A 17,367-nucleotide genomic window follows, 5' to 3' on the forward strand; every position below is an offset into this window, starting at 1 on the left:
CGGTGCTTAGATCGAGCTGTCGATCCAGCTTTGCAGCGAGGCCTTGGGGGCCGCGCCTGCGCGGTTGGACACGACCTGACCGTCCTTGAAGATGAACAGGGCGGGGATGCCGCGCACGCCCATGGCGGCGGCGGTGTTGGGATTCTGGTCCACATCCACCTTGGCAATCTTGATCTTGCCTTCATATTCCTTCGACAGCTCTTCCAGAGCCGGGCCAATCTGCTTGCAGGGGCCGCACCATTCGGCCCAGAAATCGACCACGACGGGAATGTCGGAGTTTTTGACTTCTGCGTCGAAGGTCGCGTCGGTGACGGGAACGGTGGCCATGGGGCTTCTCCTTGCGGGGTTGGCAGCAGCACTATCGAGCCGGAAACGTAAGGAGCGGGCTGCGGATCGTCAAGTTGCGCTGGTGCGGGCCAATGCTGCGGACACAAGATCGTGTGGCAGCATCATGATTTCCTGCGTGGCGGTCCAGACAAGCCCGGTTTCGATGCAGCGTCCGGGCCAGATCTGCGCCAGCGCCGCCGCATAGGCGCCCATCTGCCGCAGCAGGCCTTCGGGCACCTCGGCGGGGCTGGCGGGCACGGTGCGGTTGGATTTGAAATCCACCGCCACCACCCGGTCGGGCGCCACCAGCAGCCGGTCGATGATGCCGTGGATCCGGCCCAAGGGCGCGACCTCGGCGGTCACCGCCACCTCGGCCAGCGTGTCGGTGGCAAAGAATCCCTCCAGCGCGGGGGCGGACAGCACGGCCAGCGCCTCGGCCACCACGCTGTCGGTTTCCAGCGGCGGATCCTCGGCCAGCGCCAGCACATGGCCTGCGGTGGCGGCGCGGATCTCGGGCGGCAGGGCGGCCAGATGTTCCAGCAGCAGATGCAGCAGCGAGCCCCGGCGCTTCGCCTCGTCCTCGTCAAAACCGTCGATCCCGGCCAGCGCCTTGGCCCCGCCCAGATCGGAGGGCGCCAGCACGCGCGGCGCGGACAGGGGCGGCGGCGCGGGGCGCAGCAGCGTCTCGGGCAGATCGGGGATGTCGGCGGTTTCGGGCGCGGGCAGATCCAGCGGCAGATGGGACCAGTCGGCGCTGCCCAGATGCAGCCCCTCGCCGCCGCCCCACTCGCCGAAAGCGTAGGTCATGGGCACGGCCCCGGCCCGGGTCATGCCCGCGCGCACCTGATCGAACCACGCGGATCCGTCCTTGCCCAGATTGCCCGCAGCGGCGACCACCAGCCATTTTTCGGCCCGGGTCAGCGCCACATACAGCAGCCGGTCCCGTTCGCGTTCGGCGGCGGCCTTCGCCGTCTCCAGCGCCTCGGCCTGCACCTGCGGCTGGTGGTCGGCGCCGGATTTCCAGACGGTGCCGGTGTCGGTCTTCAGCAGGCTGTCCTTGATGTCCTTTCGCGGCTGGGCGCAGTCGGGCAGGATGACGATGGGCGCCTCCAGCCCCTTGGAGCCGTGCACGGTCATCACCCGCACCCGGCCCCCCGCGCCATCGGGGGCGCGCTTGATTTCCAGATCGTCGGTCTGCACCCATTCCAGAAACCCGGTCAGCGAGGGCACGGCGGTCTGTTCATAGGCCAGCGCCTGCTGCAGCAGCGCGTTGATGCCATCCTCGGCCTCTTCGCCCAGACGGCCCAGCAGCTTCTGCCGCCCGCGATGCCGGGTCAGGATCCGTTCGATCAGATCATAGGGGCGCAGGAAATCGGTCTGTCCGCGCAGATCGTCCAGCAGCGCCAGAACCTGCGGAAATTCGTCCCGCCTGCGGCGCAGTTCGGCCCAAAGATAGCTGCCCATGCGGCGCGGATGCGCCAGACCAAAAAGCGCACGTTCCGACAGCCCCACCAGCGGCGAGCGCAGGGCCGTAGCCAGCGACAGGTCATCCTCGGGCGTGGCAAGAAAGGCCAGCAGCGCCACGATGTCCTTGACCGCAAGTTCCGACATGACCTTCAGCCGGTCGGCCCCGGCAATGGGCAGGCCGCGCGCCTTGATCGCGCGGATGATCTCGGAAAACAGCGTGCCGCGCCGCCGCACGAGGATCAGGAAATCCCCGGCATGGATCGGACGGCTGCGATAGGTGCCGGAAAACCCCACCTCCTCGGGCAGGGGCTGGCCGATGGTGCGGGCGATGAACTCGGCGATGCGGTTGGCAAGGATCACGGTGTGATGGCGCTGGCCCACGCGGTCCACCGGTTCGAACCATTCGACTTCCTCGGCGCTGTCGGGCTCCGGCTCCAGATGCGGCCACAGATCGACCCGGCCCGGCATCGCCTCCTTGAAGGCGCGGTGGCGCTGGTCCGGGGCAAAGCCCGACTCCTCGCGCCCCTCGAAGGTGGCATCGACCAGCTGCAGCACCGGCGCGGCGGAGCGGAAGCTGTATTCCAGCATCATCCGCGCCAGCGGCGTTTCGGTGGTCTGCAGCCGGTCGGCGAAATCGTCGCACATGCGGTCGAATTCGCGCGGATCGGCGCCCTGAAAGGAATAGATCGACTGTTTCTTATCCCCGACCACAAAGATGGTGCGCCGCACCTCGGCCCGCGCCCCTTCGCCTGCGGTAAATTCCCGCGCCAGCCGTTCGATCACCTGCCATTGCAGCGGGCTGGTGTCCTGCGCCTCGTCCACAAGGATATGGTCGATGCCGCCATCCAGCCGGAACAGCACCCAGTCCGCCACCCGGTCATCCGCCAGCAGATCGCGCGCGCGCAGCACCAGATCGTCAAAATCCAGCCAGCCGCGCCGCATCTTTTCCGTCTCATAGGCGGGCAGGAAGGCGGCGGCGAAGGCATGCAGCGCCGCCTCGCGCGACAGCGCCGCCAGCGCCAGACGCGGTTCGCGCGCGGCTTCCACCCGCAGCATCAGCGCGTCCAGCGCGCCGATGTGATCGGCAAGCGCGCCATTGCGCAGCCCCTTGGTGGGAAAGCTGCCGATCTTGGCGGTGAAGGGCGCCTTGGCGCCCTTGCCGGTCAGCAGCACCTGTTCCAGCACCTCCAGCGCGTCCAGCGTGGGGGCGGCGATGGCGGCAAGCTGTCCGCCCGCCTTGCTGTCATTGGCGCCCGAGCCTTTGAGCACCGGCACGATGGCCTGCAGCAGCTCCATCTCTCCGCCCAGAAACACCTCTGCCAGCAGCGTCTCTTCGTCCAGATCGGCGGGCAGGCCGTAAAGCGCGCGCAGATCCGCAGGCCCGCGCGGCGGCAGGAAGGCGTCGCGCCGCCCGCAGATTTCGCGCAGCAGCGACTCGGGCTCCTCAGAGAGCCACGGCGCCAGCCCCGCCACCAGCGGCGCCTGCGGCCCTTCGGCCATATGCTCCAGCACCTCGGCGCGCAGCAGTTCGGCGGCGCGGTCCTCCATCTCGCGGAACTGTGGCGACACGCCCGCTTCCAGAGGAAAGCGCCGCAGCAGGCTGGCGCAGAAGGAGTGGATGGTCTGGATCCGCAGCCCGCCCGGCGTTTCGATGGCGCGGGCAAAAAGCGTGCGCGCCTGCCGCAGCGGCGGCAGATCCCCCTCCAGCCCCAGCTGCCGCAGCTCCGCCGTCAGCGCGTCATCCTCCAGCATGGCCCAAGCGCCAAGGCGCTTGAACAGCCGGTTCTGCATCTCGGTCGCGGCGGCCTTGGTGTAGGTCAGGCACAGGATGTGTTCGGGCAGCACCCCGTCCAGCAGCAGCCGCGCCACGCGGTCGGTCAGCACGCGGGTCTTGCCCGATCCGGCATTGGCGGCGAGCCACGTGGAGCGGTCGGGCCGCGCCGCCTGCACCTGCCGTTCGCTGGCGTCGTTGCGGCTCATGTCAGCGGCTCCTTCACGGCGGCGTCGATCACATCCCATTCGCCAAAGCGCGACAGGTGGTCGTAAGGCGCGATGTCGGCCTCTGACACCAGTGCCGCGCGGGCGGTATAGCCGCGATCCGGTTCGAACCAGCGGGTCATCAGCTGTTCGAATTCGGCCCAGACCTGCGCGGGCGGCAGGTCGTCCAGCGGCGCCTCCACCTCGGACGGGGTTGCCGAGACCGACACGAAGACGGCGCGCACCGCATGGCGCGGGCTGAGGTTTTCGAACCCGCCGCGTTCGACCATCGCCGCCTCCAGCAGAAGCTGCTTGTCAAAGGTCTTCTGCTGCTTGGCGGTGGGGGCGGCGCCGGTCTTGTAATCATAAAGATGAGCGTTGCCATCGGCATCCAGATCGATGCGGTCGGCGGTGCCGGTCAGCACGAAGCCAAGCGGCGCGATCTCGGTCTTGCCGCGCGCCTCGTAATGGCGGGGCGTGGCGATGGCCTGACGCGCGGCTTCGGTGGCGGCGAACCAGTCCGCCATGCGCGCCACGCGCGCCTGCCACAGATGCCGCGTCACCGGAAAGGGCAGCGTGTCGGGGTCGCCGATCACCTGCGCCGCCACCGCCCGCAATCCCTGCGCGCTCAGCTGCGCGGGATCGGCCTGCGTTTCCTTGACGAAGCGTTCCAGCACCTCGTGGATCAGGATGCCGCGCAGCAGTGCATCGGGCGCGCGCTGCAGCGGGTTGAGCGGGGTCAGCCGCAGCACCCGCTTGGCATAGATCGCGTAAGGATCGCGGATCAGCGTCTTGATCTCTGTCACCGACAGGCGGCGCGGGCGCGCCTCCACCGGCGGCACCGGCGAGGGGCGGGGCGCGGGCGCGCTGGGCACCGGGCGTTCCACCTGCCGCGCCAGCGCCAGCCAGTGCCGTCCGCGCGCCTGCATCTGCCGCAGCGCATCGGGCCCCTGCCGCGCGGGCAGGCCGTTCATCAGGTTCATCAGCCGGTTCAGCCAGCGCGCGGGCACGGTTTCGGCATCGTCGGATTTCAGCGCGCGCGTCATCCAGACCTGCGGCGCGGCCACCGCCTGCTGGAAATCATGCGCGGCAAGCCCGATGCGGCGTTCGGGCAGCAGCAGCCCCGCCTTGTGGCGCATCCGCCGGTTCAGCCACGGATCGGCGCCGGGCAGTTCCGGCCAGCTGCCTTCGTTCAGCCCGCCAAGGATCAGCAGGTCGGCGCCCATCACCCGCGCCTCCAGCGTGCCCCAGATCAGCAGATGCGGATGCGGCGCGTCGCGGTCGCGCACCTCGTGCTTGGCAAGGATCGCGCCGAACAGGTCGCCATAATCGCGCGCGTCAAGATCGGTGCCATGCGCCGCCTCGCCTTCCAGCGCGGCGATGGCGGCACGGGCCTTGCGCCCGGCGGCCTTTTTCCACAGCTCCGACGTGTCGGCCCCGGGCCCGGCGGCGATACGCTCCGCCCGGTCCAGATGGCGCGACAGCCACAGCGCCAGCGGCTGCGTGCCGCGCAGCGGCGGCTGGCAGAAACACTCGGCCACCCACTCCGCCCAAGGGCCAAATTCGTTCGCCGCGCCCCAGGCGCGGATCTGGTCCGGCTGGGGAAAGGGCCATGATTTGGCGCGGATATGCAATTCCAGCTCGCGGGTGGCGCGCAGATGGATGCCCCGGTCGCCGCCGCTATGGGCCAGCGGATGCTTGAGCAGCGCCAGAAGCTGTTCCGCCGTCAGCCCCTGCTGATAGAGCGCTGCCACCTGCCGCAGGAAGCGCCCCGGCGCCGTCAGCTGCAGCGGGATGCCCGCGCTGTCATCGGGCAGGATGCCCCAGCGGTCGAGCGCGGCGGTGACCTGCCGGGTCAGCATCCGGTCAGGGGTGATGAGGGCGGCGGTCACGCCGTCCTCCGCCGCCTGCCGCAGGCGCAGCGCGATGGCCAGCGCCTCCTCCCGCTTGCTGGCAGCTTCCAGCAGGGTCAGATCCGCCGTGGCCTCGGTCAGGTCGGGCAGATGCGCGCCTTCGCTGCGCCACTGGTCGGTGACGGGAGCAGGGCGCAGCGCCAGCGATACCAGCCGGTTGCGCGTGGCACTGGGCGGGGGCGTGCCGGTCCAAGCGGGCAGGGTGGTGGGATCGATCCCCAGCTCCCCCAGCAGGCGCGAGAACCGGAACTGCGGGTGATCCTCGGCGGCCAGCGCATCGTCCAGCCCCTCCCAGACCGGGCCGGGCATGTCGAAATCGAAGCCGGGCAGCACCAGCGCCCCCTGCGGCAGCTTCGAGACCGCGCACATCAGCCGGTGCGTGCTGCCGCGCGACCCGGTGGAGCCGGCAAGGATCACCGGATGGTCGGGCGGCTCTGCCTCCCACGCGGCCAGCCGCTGTTCCAGCGCCAGACGGCGCAGGGCGATGGGGTCGGGCGCCTCTTCCCCGGTGCCGAAATAGCGCTGCACGATCTTCAGGAATTCCAGCGTGCGCAGCCAGTGGCCGGATTCGTCGCTGACATCCAGCGCGGCCAGCGTTTCGGGCGGCACGCCTTCGTCCTGCATTTCGTCCATCAGCGTGGCAAGGCTGTCGGCCAGATCGAACAGGGCGGCACGCGGTGCAAGATCCGGCTGCGCGTCCAGCAGTTTCGACACGAGCCCCGTCAGTTCCAGCCGCCGCCGCAGCGGCGAGACCGGCGCGGGCAATTGCGCCAGCGCCACCGGATCGGCAAGCGAGGTCAGCAGCCGGATGCGCGGCAGAACGCAGGCGGGCCCGGTGTCAAAGATGCCCCGGATCCGCCGCGCCATGCGGGTGGTGTTCACGATCAGCTCGACCCGCGCCATGGCCTCGGGCGGCTCGCCCGCCATGCGCGCGCGCAGCCCGTCCACCAGCGCGGCGGGAAAGTCGACGCCGGGGGCAAGGCCGAAGACGCGGGGGGAGTCCTGCGGATCAAACATGGCGGGCCAGCATCGCCTCGGCCTCGGCGATGCCCTGCGGGTGGCCGACATCGGCCCAGTGCCCGGGATAGGGCAGGCCGAACAGCCGCCCCTCCGCCGCCATCGCGGTCCAGATCACGTTGAGCGAAAACACCGCCTCGGGCACGCTATGCAGCCGGTCGGTGGCAAGGATCTGCGCGCCGGTATAGACCATGTCGCCGCCCCGGATCAGCCGCCCCTGCGGATCAAAGGTGAAATCGCCGCCGCCCTTGCGCCCGGTGGCACGCTCCAGCGGCACGCAGAGCAGCAGCGCGTCCATCCGCGCCGGATCCCATGCCGCGGCCAGCAGATCCAGCGGGTTGGGCCCGGACCAGACGGCATCGGTGTTGAGCGTGAACACCGGATCCGGGCCCAGATGCGGCAGGGCGGCGCGCAGCCCGCCCCCGGTGTCGAGGATCTGCGGCTCCTCCACCATCACCGTCACGTCGCGCCCGGCCAGATGCTCGGCGATGCGCGGGGCAAGGTAATGCGCGTTGACCACGCGGCGCGGAACGCCTTGGGTCAGATCCAGCGCGTGATCCAGCAGCGGGCGGCCCGCCACCGGGATCAGCGGTTTCGGGCAACGGGCGGTCAGCGCGCCCATCCGGGTGCCGAACCCGGCGGCAAACAGCATCACGGCATCGGGCATGGGGATTTCAGCCTTTGCAGGGTCTCGGGCGTGGGGGCGGGCAGGGCGCCCTGCAGCGCCTCGGCCACGGCGGCCAGCGCGGGATGGCGCAGATCCGCCTGCAGATGGCCCCAGACCCGGGGGATCAGGTCGATATAGCCGGGCTTTCCCCGGCTGGCGGCAAGCCGGGCGAAGACGCCCAGAATGCGCAGGTTGCGCTGCGCGCCCAGCACGGCCAGCGCGGCGCGGAACGGCGCCTCGGGCAGGCCGGTCTTGGCCAGGTAATGCGTGATGCAGGCCTCGGCCACGGCGGGGGCCACGTCGCGCCGCGCATCCTCGATCAGCGAGACCAGATCATAGGCGCGGTGCCCGGCCAGCGCGTCCTGAAAATCCAGCAGGCCCGCGCGGGCGGGGCCGCTGCGGTCGGGCAGCCACAGGATGTTTTCGGCGTGATAGTCGCGCAGGATCATCACATCGGTGTCAGGGGCGTGATGGTCCAGCGCCTGATGCAGCGCGGCTGTGGCCACGTCGCGCCGGGCCGGATCGGGGGCGCCCATGGCATAGTGGTCAAAGGCCAGATCGGTCATCCGTGCCAGCAGATCCGGCGTGGCGGCGGTCAGCCCGGGGGGCGGCGCGTGGCGGTGCAGCATCACCAACACGTCGGTGGCGCAGAGGTAAAGCTCCATCTCCCGGGCGGGATCCCCGGCAAGCCGGGCGATCAGCCCGTCGCCCAGATCCTCCAGCAGCAGCTGCCCCGGCGCTTCGGCCAGAATGTCTGGCGCGCTGAGCCCCAGCGCCCGCAGATGCCGCGCCAGCCGGGCAAACAGCGCCACGTCGCCGTCGGGATCGTCCATCAGGATGGCGCTTTCGCCGGTCCGCCACAGCCGGGTGTAGCGCCGGGAGGAGGCATCGCCCGCCAGCGGTTCGGCCCGGGCGCCGCCCCAGCCCGTACGGTCCAGAAAGGCGGTCATGCCAGCCCCTCCAGCAGTTGCGGGCCGCGCGGGCCACAGCCGCGCAGGGTCAGGGTGCGGCTGTCATCGCCGGTCACCGAAAAGTCCAGAAGCAGCGCGCCGGGGGGCACCAGATCCGCCAGCCGGTCCGGCCATTCGATCAGGCAGATCGCCGTTTCGAAGGCGTCGAGCAGGCCCAGTTCCACGCATTGATCGGGATCGGACAGGCGATAGAGATCAGCATGCCAGACCTCGCCCGCGGGCGTGTCATAGACCTGCACCAGCGTGAAGGTGGGCGAGGGCACATCCTCTGGCACCTCCTGCAGGGTCTGGATCAGGCAGCGGGCGAAATGGGTCTTGCCCGCGCCGATGCCGCCCTGCAGCAGCAGCACGTCGCCGGGCCGCAGGCGGGGCGCCAGCGCTGCGGCCAGCGCGCAGGTGGCATCGGGCGAAGGAAGCGTTACGGTGCGCGAGAACATGGCCGGAACTTACCCGGCCCTGCGTCAGGTGCAAGACGCATCGCGGCAAAATCAGGCGTCGTGCAGCGATGGTTCGGGATGTGGCACCACCGCGCCGATGCGGGAAAAGCGGACCAGCGTGGCGCCGCCCGCCACCGGCTCCACCCGGCAGATCAGGCGCTGCCCGCAGAGCAGATCCAGTTCCGCATCCCAGATGGCGCGGTCGGTGAGGTTCAGCACAAAATCGCGCAGATCGCCCCAGACCGGGGTGGGACGGCACTGCGCCTGCCAGAGCCGGGTGGCATCGGTCACGCCGGTTTCGGTCAGCGTGATGTCGGGGTCGGAATTCCACAGGTCGCGATAGGCTTCGTTGCAGAAGCTCAGCACGCCCATCTGCGAAAACACCGCGATGGCATCATCCAGACAGTCCAGCACCGCGTGCGAGGTCTCGATCTCCTGCCGGAAGCGGCGGGTCAGCGACACTTCGGCGCTGATATCCTCGAACAGGAAGGCGATGCCGCCATCGGGATGGGGGCGCCCGGTGATCTTGTAGGTCAGCCCCGAAGGCAGGTTCCATGTCTCGATATAAAGATCGCTGGAGGCGGCGGCGATCAGGTCGCCGAGCTTGTCGCGCCAGTTCTGGTAGTTCTTCGGCTCCGGCATCATGCGCTTGTCGCGCAGCATGTCGAAAAAGCTCAGCAGGTTGGGCCGCACGCTCAGGAAATCGGCGGGCAGGGCGGTCAGGTCGATGAGGGCCGGGTTGAACAGCACCAGCCGCCGTTCCTTGTCGAAGACCGCAAGCCCGATGGGCAGATGCGCGAAAATCCGGGTCAGGGTCTGCAGGAAATTGCGCTGCGACATTTCCGAAGTGATGATCGCGTCGATGCTGAGCGCGACATGCAGCCAGCCTTCGGGCACGCGATGCGACTGCACCTCGAACCAGAGGGTGCCGCCGGTCTGCAGATCGGGGGCAGAGACGCGGGTGACCTGCGTATCCTCGTCCTCTGCGGGCAGCAGGTCGAACGGGCAGGGCCCGTCGGCGGCACAGCCCATCTGGGCGCAGATGTCCTCAAAAGCGGCGTTGTGCCACAGCGTCTGGCCGCTGTCGCTGCTTTGCCAGATCGGGCAGGGCACCAGCGCCATGGTGCGGCGCAGCCGGTCCAGATCGGCGCGGTCCGCCTGCAGCCGCAGCTGTGCGCCCAGCCCCAGCGGCGGGCCGCTGACCGTCAGCCGCAGATCCGGCCCTTGGGGAGAGATCACCAGCCGCAGGTCGGGATTCCCCTCCGAGGTCAGGATGGTTTCTTCCTGCGGCGGCTGGTCGGGCAACGGGCCGAACAGCGGGGTCAGCGCGCACACCAGATCGGTCCAGTCCAGCGGTTCGGCCACGGCGCAGTCGACCATCTGCCGGGCGGACACCGTCATGTCGATCACGCGGGGGCCGGTGAGCAGGATTTCGGTGCGCTCCGGAACCGGGGCCAGCGCCGCCGCCACCTCCGGCACGGAATGCCGCGACGGCCGCAGCAGCAGCGCGCCAAAAAAGGCCGCCGCCCCGGCGCCAAGCCCGATCGCAATGGCCGCGAAGACGTCAATCAAGATCTGCCTCCCCCAGATGACCCGGCTTCCTCGCTAGGCAAGCAGGGTTAATAACCGGTTAACACAAACGCGCGGGCAAGGCGCGGGCCGAGATATTCAGGCATCAAACGGACGGTTCTGGCCAAGTGCGGCGCCCCGGGGCGGGTTCGGGGGCACGATCGCCTCGCGCGGCCAGACCACCTCGACGACGGCGCCGCGCCGCGCGCCGCTGTCCTGCGGCTCCGTCACCTCGGCGCCATTGGCAAAGCTCAGTTCGGCCCCGGTGCGTTCCAGCAGGGTCTTGGCGATGAACAGCCCCAGCCCCATGCCTTCGTATTCGGGGCGGGCGCGGCGGTCGGCCTCGCTGCGGCGGCGGCGCATGAACGGATCGCCGATGCGCCCGAGCAGATGCGGGGGAAAGCCCTCTCCGTCGTCGAGAATGCGCAGGGTGATGTGGCTGCGCGACCATTCCGCCTCGATCCAGACCTGCGTGCGGGCAAAATCCACCGCGTTCTGGATCAGGTTGCGCAGCCCGTGGATGATTTCGGGGCGGCGCAGGATTTCCGGCTGCGGCAGGTCGCCGATGGCTGTTTCGCGCAGCGTGATGGTCTTGCCACGGGTTTCGTGCGGTTCCGCCGCCTCGCGCAGCACGGCGGTCAGCGGCGCCTTGCGCAGATGCAGGTCATCCTTGCCCGCCCGTCCCATCGACCGCAGGATGTCGCGGCAGCGGTCGGCCTGTTCGCGGATCAGCCTTGCATCGTCCTGCAGGTCGGGCCGGTCGTCCAGTTCCTCCATCAGTTCCGAAGAGGTGAGCTTGATCGTGGCCAGCGGCGTGCCCAGTTCATGCGCCGCCGCCGCCACCACCCCGCCCAGATCGTTGAGCTTCTGCGCGCGGGCCAGCGCCATCTGCGTGGCGGCCAGCGCATCGGACATCGCGTTCATCTCGCGCGTGATGCGGCGGGAATAGACCGACAGGAACAGCAGCGCGATGGTAATCGCCGCCCACTGGCCGAAGATGAACAGATCGGGGATGCGCAGCGTCACGCCATCGCCGGTGCGCAGCGGCAGATGGGCAAAGACCATGGCCGAGATCAGCCCGAAGGCGGCGGCGTTCAGGATCACGGTAGAACGCAGCGACAGCATCACCGCCGACACGGTGACTGGTCCCAGCACCAGCACCGAAAACGGGTTGTTGAGCCCGCCGGTCAGGAACAGCAGGAAACACAGCTGCAGCAGGTCGAAGAGGACCATCAGGAAGTTTTCGGTTTCCGACAGCCGCTTGTTTTCCGGGAAGATGAACATGGCGACCAGATTCCCGATCACCGCCACGCCCACGGCCAGATAGCACAGGCCAAGTTCCAGCTGCAGGTCGTAAAGCCGCTGCGCCACCACCAGTGCGACGATCTGTCCGGTGATGGCCACCCAGCGCAAAAGGATCATGGTGCGCAGGCGAATGAAGTTGCTGCGCTCGTAATCTCCGAGCAGTCCTAGTTCGCTCTGGCTCATTCCGGTGCTTTCGTGACTTGATCCCCAAGGGGTAATTGTTAGGTCTGGACCGCATGGTCCGCAATGCGTCCGCGAAGGAGTCCTGTCCATGAAGATCGCAACACTGGTCGCGCTGGTCGCCTCGGGCGGGCTGCTGGCGCTGATGGGGGGGATCTGGGTCTCGACCCAGATGACCGGGCCCGGGGACGAATTCGCCGAATGCCGCATGGGCACCGTGGCGGGCGGCGCCGAGACCATCGGCGGGCCGTTCACGCTGGTGAATGCCGCAGGCGAGACGGTGACCGATGCCGAGGTCATCACCGAACCGGCGCTGGTCTATTTCGGCTATACCTTCTGCCCGGATGTCTGCCCGCTGGACACGGTGCGCAACGCCGAAACCACCGATATTCTGGAAGAGCAGGGCCATTCGGTGACGCCGGTGATGATTTCCATCGATCCCGCCCGCGACACGCCCGAGGTGATGGGCGAGTATTCCGAGGCGATCCATCCGCGCATGGTCGGTCTGACCGGCAGCGAAGAACAGGTGCAGGCCGCCACGCAGGCCTATCGCGCCTATGCCAAGAAGAATGACAGCGGCGATGACTACTATCTCGTCGACCATTCCACCTTCACCTATCTGGTGCTGCCGGAGCAGGGGTTTGTGGAATTCTTCCGCCGCGAACTGACGGCGGACGAGGTGGCGGAGCGCAGCGCCTGCTTCCTTGACAAGCTTTGAGACCGGGACAGTTTGACCGACCGGGATCCGCAGTCTAAGACTGAGGTCCGAACTTTTACAGAACGGGGGCTGGGGTGGCGGAACGCACACAAGACGATCTGGGCGACGACCGTTCGCTGCTGCTGGTCGATGATGACGAGCCCTTCCTGAAACGGCTCGCCAAGGCCATGGAAAAGCGCGGGTTCGAGGTCGAGACCGCCGAGACGGTCGCCGCCGGCACCGCCATCGCCACCGCCCGCCCCCCCGCCTATGCCGTGGTGGATCTGCGGCTGGAGGATGGCAACGGGCTTGACGTGGTGGAGGTGCTGCGCGAACGCCGCCCCGACTGCCGCGTGGTGGTGCTGACCGGGTATGGCGCGATCGCCACCGCCGTGGCGGCGGTGAAGATCGGCGCCACGGATTACCTGTCCAAGCCCGCCGATGCCACCGACATCACCAATGCGCTGCTGCAGCGCGGCGACGAGCTGCCGCCGCCGCCGGAAAACCCGATGAGCGCGGACCGGGTGCGCTGGGAGCATATCCAGCGGGTCTACGAGCTGTGCGACCGCAACGTGTCGGAAACCGCGCGGCGGCTGAACATGCACCGCCGCACCCTGCAGCGCATTCTGGCCAAACGCTCTCCCAAGTAGGGCTGCCGGATCCAGCGGGCGCGGCCTTGCGGCCGCGGCAGGTCATGTCGCCCGTGGCCGGGCTCCGGGCCGCCTCCGGCGGGAGTTTTCGGGCAAGATGAAGGGCGGCTACAGGTCGTAGCGTTTGAGCACCTTGTCGACCAGCTGCCCGGTGGCAAGGCGGTAGTTTTCGAGGCGCCCCCAGTCCTCGAAGCCGCGGCTCTGGTAATAGATCAGCCCGCCGCTGTTGTCGGCGCGGATTTCGGCATTGATCCAGACATAGCCTTCGGCGCGGCAGGCAGGTTTGGTCGCCTCGAACAGGACCGATCCGATGCCGAGCCCGGTGCGTCCGGGCCGGGCAAAGCTGGAGATCTGCGCCACGTCGGCGCCCAGCGTCGGATGCGGGTCGACCCATTGGAAGCCCAGCACCTCTCCTTCCGGATCCTCGGCCAGATGCCAGATGGCGCGGGGACGGGCCATCCAGTCGCGCAGGGTGTCGGCGCTGGCGGGGCTGGTCATCGCGGTGGTGCCGCCAAGGGCGATCACCGCATTCAGCAGCTCTGCCATGGGGCGGGCATCAAGGGGGCCGGCGCGGCGGACGGAAAGCGGGGTCATGGGCAGAGCCTCAGCAGATCGGCATGGCGGGTGGTATAGGCGGCGCGCACCTCCACCGGGGGGCGGAGGTGGATGTCGAGCCCCGCCATCAGGTCGGGGGCGGGGCGGCCGAAGAAGCGGCTGGCCTCGGCTTCGGAAAAGCCCGCGATCTGCGTCGCCTCCATCCATGCCGACACGGTGTCGGCCTTCTTGATCTGGCGCTTGAGCCTGGCGGGGGTGACGGCGGGCAGGCCGAAGCGGATGTGGATGGCGGCGGCAAGGCGTTTGTCGAGCTCGCCATAATCCGGACCGATGGCAGCCTTGACCGGCGAGATCATGTCGCCGATCACATATTCCGGCGCGTCATGCAGCAGGGCGGTCAGCCGGTCGGCGGGGCTGGCCTGCGGGCAGAGCCGGGCAAAGATCACCTCCACCAGCAGCGAATGTTCGGCCACGGAATAGGGGTGGTCGCCGCGGGTCTGGCCGTTCCAGCGCGCGACAAAGGCCAGCCCGTGGGCGATATCCTCGATTTCCACATCCACCGGGGTGGGGTCGAGCAGGTCGAGCCTGCGGCCCGACAGCATCCGCTGCCAGGCGCGGGGAGGGCGGGCCATGGCGTCAGGCCCCGTCGGGGGGTGAAAGCTGCATCGGGTGCCTCTGGATTATCCCTCTGTTTGCCTCAGTTTCTGATCCACGTTGCGGGGCAAATCAAGGGATGCTACCCCGCGCGGCAACATCGCGGACAGGAATTGGAGCGCCGGACATGGCTGCAGACTACATCGTCAAGGACATCGCGCTGGCCGGATATGGCCGCAAGGAACTGGACATCGCCGAGACCGAGATGCCGGGGCTGATGGCCTGCCGGGCGGAATTCGGCGAAAGCCAGCCGCTGAAAGGCGCGCGGATCGTGGGCTCGCTGCACATGACGATCCAGACCGCCGTGCTGATCGAGACGCTGACCGCGCTGGGCGCGGATGTGCGCTGGGCCTCCTGCAACATCTTTTCGACGCAGGATCATGCGGCGGCGGCGATTGCGGCGGGCGGCACGCCGGTCTTTGCGGTGAAGGGCCAGACGCTGGAGGAGCACTGGGATTACCTTGACCGCTCCTTCCAGTTCCCCGAAGGCGCGAACATGATCCTCGACGATGGCGGCGATGCCACGCTTTATGTCCTGCTGGGCGCGCGGGCCGAAGCGGGCGAGGACATCATCCCCGTCCCCACCTCGGAAGAGGAAGAGGTGATCAAGGCGCAGATCGCCAAGCGCATGGCGCAGTCGCCGGGCTGGTTCACCCGCACCCGCGACGCGATCAAGGGCGTGTCCGAGGAAACCACCACCGGCGTGCACCGCCTCTATGATCTGCAGAAGAAGGGCCTGCTGCCCTTCCCGGCGATCAACGTGAACGACAGCGTCACCAAGTCGAAATTCGACAACAAATATGGCTGCAAGGAATCGCTGGTGGACGGCATCCGCCGCGCCACCGACACGATGATGGCGGGCAAGGTTGCCGTGGTCTGCGGCTATGGCGATGTGGGCAAGGGCTCTGCCGCCAGCCTCAGCGGGGCAGGCGCGCGCGTCAAGGTGACCGAGGCCGACCCGATCTGCGCGCTGCAGGCGGCCATGGACGGCTATGAGGTGGTGCTGCTGGAGGATGTGGTGTCCAGCGCCGACATCTTCATCACCACCACCGGCAACAAGGACGTGATCCGCATCGAGCATCTGCGCGAGATGAAGAACATGGCCATCGTCGGCAATATCGGCCATTTCGACAATGAAATTCAGGTGGCCGCGCTGAAGAACCACAAATGGACCAACATCAAGGAACAGGTGGACATGATCGAGATGCCTTCGGGCAACCGGATCATCCTGCTGTCCGAAGGCCGCCTGCTGAACCTTGGCAATGCCACCGGCCATCCGTCCTTTGTGATGTCGGCGTCTTTCACCAATCAGGTGCTGGCGCAGATCGAGCTGTGGAAGAATGGCGGGCAGTATGAAAACAAGGTCTATATCCTGCCCAAGCATCTGGATGAAAAGGTCGCGCGCCTGCATCTGGACCGCATCGGCGTGAAGCTGACCCAGCTGTCGGCGGAACAGGCCGCCTATATCGGCGTGACGCCGGAAGGCCCGTTCAAGCCGGAACATTACCGCTACTGATCCCCTCGCGTAACGCCCTGTCCGGGGCGTTACGCAACCGACATCGGGCAGCCATGAGAGCGTTACGCGCAGCGGATAGCAGCAGCGCATCACGACCCTCACAAGGACCGATCCGATGCGCCTTTCGCTTTCCGTTATCGCGCTTTCCGCCGCGCTGGCCGCCCCCGCGCTGGCGCAGGAGACCTTTCCCGCGACGCTGGCGGGCCATGCCGTGCTGCCCGCGCTGTCGCTGGTGGCGCCGCCCGCCGACGCGCCGCGCGATGCCATGATCTCGGGCAAGTTCACTGGCGCTGCGCGCAATGACGCCCCGATGAGCGTGGAAGGCAATGTCGGCAAGGCCTATGGCGGCCATGGCACCGGCTATGCGCTGCCCTTCATCGGCCAGCCCGTGCAGGGCATGTCGGGGTTTGCCATGAACCGCGCCGAGGATGGCAGCTGGTATGTGCTGACCGACAACGGCTTCGGCTCCAAGCGCAATTCGGCGGATGCGCTGCTGTTCTTCCACAAGATGGCCCCCGATTTCGAGGCAGGCACGGTGGAGCGTCGCGACACCATCTTCCTGTCCGATCCCGACCACAAGGTGCCGTTCCGCATCGCCTATGAAGGCACGGACAGCCGCTATCTGACCGGGGCCGATTTCGACCCGGAAAGCATTCAGGTGCTGGGCGATGACGTGTGGATCGGCGAGGAATTCGGGCCCTACATCCTCCGCGCCGGTCTGGACGGTGTGGTGAAGTCGGTGCATGCCACCATGCTCGACGGCCAGCAGCTGACCAGCCCCGACACCTACAGCGTGTTTGTCCCCGCGACGGCTGGCAAGGATTTTCAGGTGCAGCGGTCGGGCGGCTATGAAGGCATGGCGCTGAACCCGGAAACCGGGATGCTGTGGGCGATGCTGGAAAAGCCGGTGCTGGGCGAAGATGGCCAGCCCGAGGGCAATTTCCTGCGCGTCATCGCCTTTGACACCAACACCGCCGACTGGACCGGCGAAAGCGTGAAATTCGCGCTGACCGAAGGTGCCACCGCGATTGGCGATTTCAACTTCATCGACGCCACCCGTGCGCTGGTGATCGAGCGCGACAATGGCGAGGGTGATCTCAGCAAGGCCTGTGCCGAAGGCGCCACCGACACCTCTGGCTGCTATCCGATCCCGGCCCGGGTCAAGAACATCGTGCTGGTCGACACTGCCTCGGTCGACGAGGACGGCTTTGTCCGCCGCATCGGCCAGATCGACCTGCTGAACATCGCCGATCCGGAAGGTGTCGCGCTGGAAGGCTTCCGCCCCGAAGACGGCGCCTTCACCTTCCCGTTCTTCACCATCGAGGATGTGGCGCGGGTGGACGAGACCCACATCATGGTGGCCAATGACAACAACCTGCCCTTCTCGGGCGGGCGCGAGATCGGCGCGGCGGCAGCGAATGAATTCATCCTGCTGTCGGTGCCGGAACTGCTGGCGGCCCAGTAA

The 17,367-nt window shown here is 68.0% G+C and carries 14 protein-coding genes; 4 read left to right on the forward strand and 10 right to left on the reverse strand.

What is annotated here, in order from left to right; translation table 11 throughout:
- Positions 1–6: 6 nt before the first annotated feature.
- From trxA to regB, 8 genes are all read right to left on the reverse strand, one after another.
- On the reverse strand, positions 7–327 hold the full coding sequence (gene trxA / locus BLR51_RS12940; protein ID WP_089847577.1) for a thioredoxin: 321 nt from the start codon (positions 325–327) through the stop codon (positions 7–9).
- Positions 328–396: 69 nt separating this feature from the next.
- Positions 397–3,774 carry a double-strand break repair helicase AddA gene (gene addA / locus BLR51_RS12945; protein WP_089847579.1) on the reverse strand — a complete coding sequence of 1,126 codons (3,378 nt, stop codon included), beginning with the start codon at positions 3,772–3,774 and terminating at the stop codon, positions 397–399.
- The gene (gene addB, locus BLR51_RS12950; RefSeq protein ID WP_089847581.1) at positions 3,771–6,701 is read right to left on the reverse strand and encodes a double-strand break repair protein AddB; all 2,931 of its coding nucleotides are present in this window, start codon (positions 6,699–6,701) and stop codon (positions 3,771–3,773) included. Before addB ends, addA begins: the two co-directional genes overlap by 4 nt.
- A complete protein-coding gene (locus tag BLR51_RS12955) occupies positions 6,694–7,368 on the reverse strand; it encodes a nucleotidyltransferase family protein (RefSeq protein ID WP_089847583.1) in 675 nt (224 codons plus the stop codon). Before BLR51_RS12955 ends, addB begins: the two co-directional genes overlap by 8 nt.
- Positions 7,353–8,318, reverse strand: coding sequence for an aminoglycoside phosphotransferase family protein (locus BLR51_RS12960; RefSeq protein WP_089847585.1), 966 nt, complete (start codon positions 8,316–8,318; stop codon positions 7,353–7,355). The genes BLR51_RS12955 and BLR51_RS12960 overlap by 16 nt, the downstream gene beginning before the upstream one ends.
- A complete protein-coding gene (gene tsaE, locus BLR51_RS12965) occupies positions 8,315–8,776 on the reverse strand; it encodes a tRNA (adenosine(37)-N6)-threonylcarbamoyltransferase complex ATPase subunit type 1 TsaE (protein WP_089847587.1) in 462 nt (153 codons plus the stop codon). The genes BLR51_RS12960 and tsaE overlap by 4 nt, the downstream gene beginning before the upstream one ends.
- Positions 8,777–8,827: 51 nt before the next feature.
- A complete protein-coding gene (locus BLR51_RS12970) occupies positions 8,828–10,348 on the reverse strand; it encodes a PAS-domain containing protein (protein ID WP_242656724.1) in 1,521 nt (506 codons plus the stop codon).
- A 96-nt stretch (positions 10,349–10,444) separates the two neighbouring features.
- Positions 10,445–11,833 carry a sensor histidine kinase RegB gene (regB, locus tag BLR51_RS12975; protein ID WP_089847589.1) on the reverse strand — a complete coding sequence of 463 codons (1,389 nt, stop codon included), beginning with the start codon at positions 11,831–11,833 and terminating at the stop codon, positions 10,445–10,447.
- 94 nt (positions 11,834–11,927) lie between these two features.
- Between regB and BLR51_RS12980 the strand changes: the two genes are divergently transcribed.
- Together BLR51_RS12980 and BLR51_RS12985 are read left to right on the forward strand one after the other, a co-directional pair.
- Positions 11,928–12,548: an SCO family protein gene (locus BLR51_RS12980; protein WP_207543627.1), complete on the forward strand. Its 621-nt coding sequence runs from the start codon at positions 11,928–11,930 to the stop codon at positions 12,546–12,548.
- 74 nt (positions 12,549–12,622) lie between these two features.
- Positions 12,623–13,177 carry an ActR/PrrA/RegA family redox response regulator transcription factor gene (locus BLR51_RS12985; RefSeq protein WP_089847593.1) on the forward strand — a complete coding sequence of 185 codons (555 nt, stop codon included), beginning with the start codon at positions 12,623–12,625 and terminating at the stop codon, positions 13,175–13,177.
- Positions 13,178–13,285: 108 nt separating this feature from the next.
- On the opposite strand, the gene BLR51_RS12990 is transcribed toward BLR51_RS12985, so the two are convergent.
- Together BLR51_RS12990 and BLR51_RS12995 are read right to left on the reverse strand one after the other, a co-directional pair.
- Entirely contained in the window at positions 13,286–13,771 is a 486-nt protein-coding gene (locus BLR51_RS12990; protein WP_089847595.1) for a GNAT family N-acetyltransferase, read from the reverse strand.
- A complete protein-coding gene (locus BLR51_RS12995) occupies positions 13,768–14,364 on the reverse strand; it encodes an HD domain-containing protein (RefSeq protein ID WP_089847597.1) in 597 nt (198 codons plus the stop codon). Before BLR51_RS12995 ends, BLR51_RS12990 begins: the two co-directional genes overlap by 4 nt.
- A gap of 149 nt (positions 14,365–14,513) precedes the next feature.
- Between BLR51_RS12995 and ahcY the strand changes: the two genes are divergently transcribed.
- Both ahcY and BLR51_RS13005 read left to right on the forward strand, forming a co-directional pair.
- Entirely contained in the window at positions 14,514–15,902 is a 1,389-nt protein-coding gene (gene ahcY / locus BLR51_RS13000; RefSeq protein ID WP_089847599.1) for an adenosylhomocysteinase, read from the forward strand.
- Positions 15,903–16,017: 115 nt separating this feature from the next.
- Positions 16,018–17,367: an esterase-like activity of phytase family protein gene (locus BLR51_RS13005; protein ID WP_089847601.1), complete on the forward strand. Its 1,350-nt coding sequence runs from the start codon at positions 16,018–16,020 to the stop codon at positions 17,365–17,367.

This window comes from Salipiger marinus (genome assembly GCF_900100085.1).
Taxonomy (GTDB): Bacteria; Pseudomonadota; Alphaproteobacteria; order Rhodobacterales; family Rhodobacteraceae; genus Salipiger; species Salipiger marinus.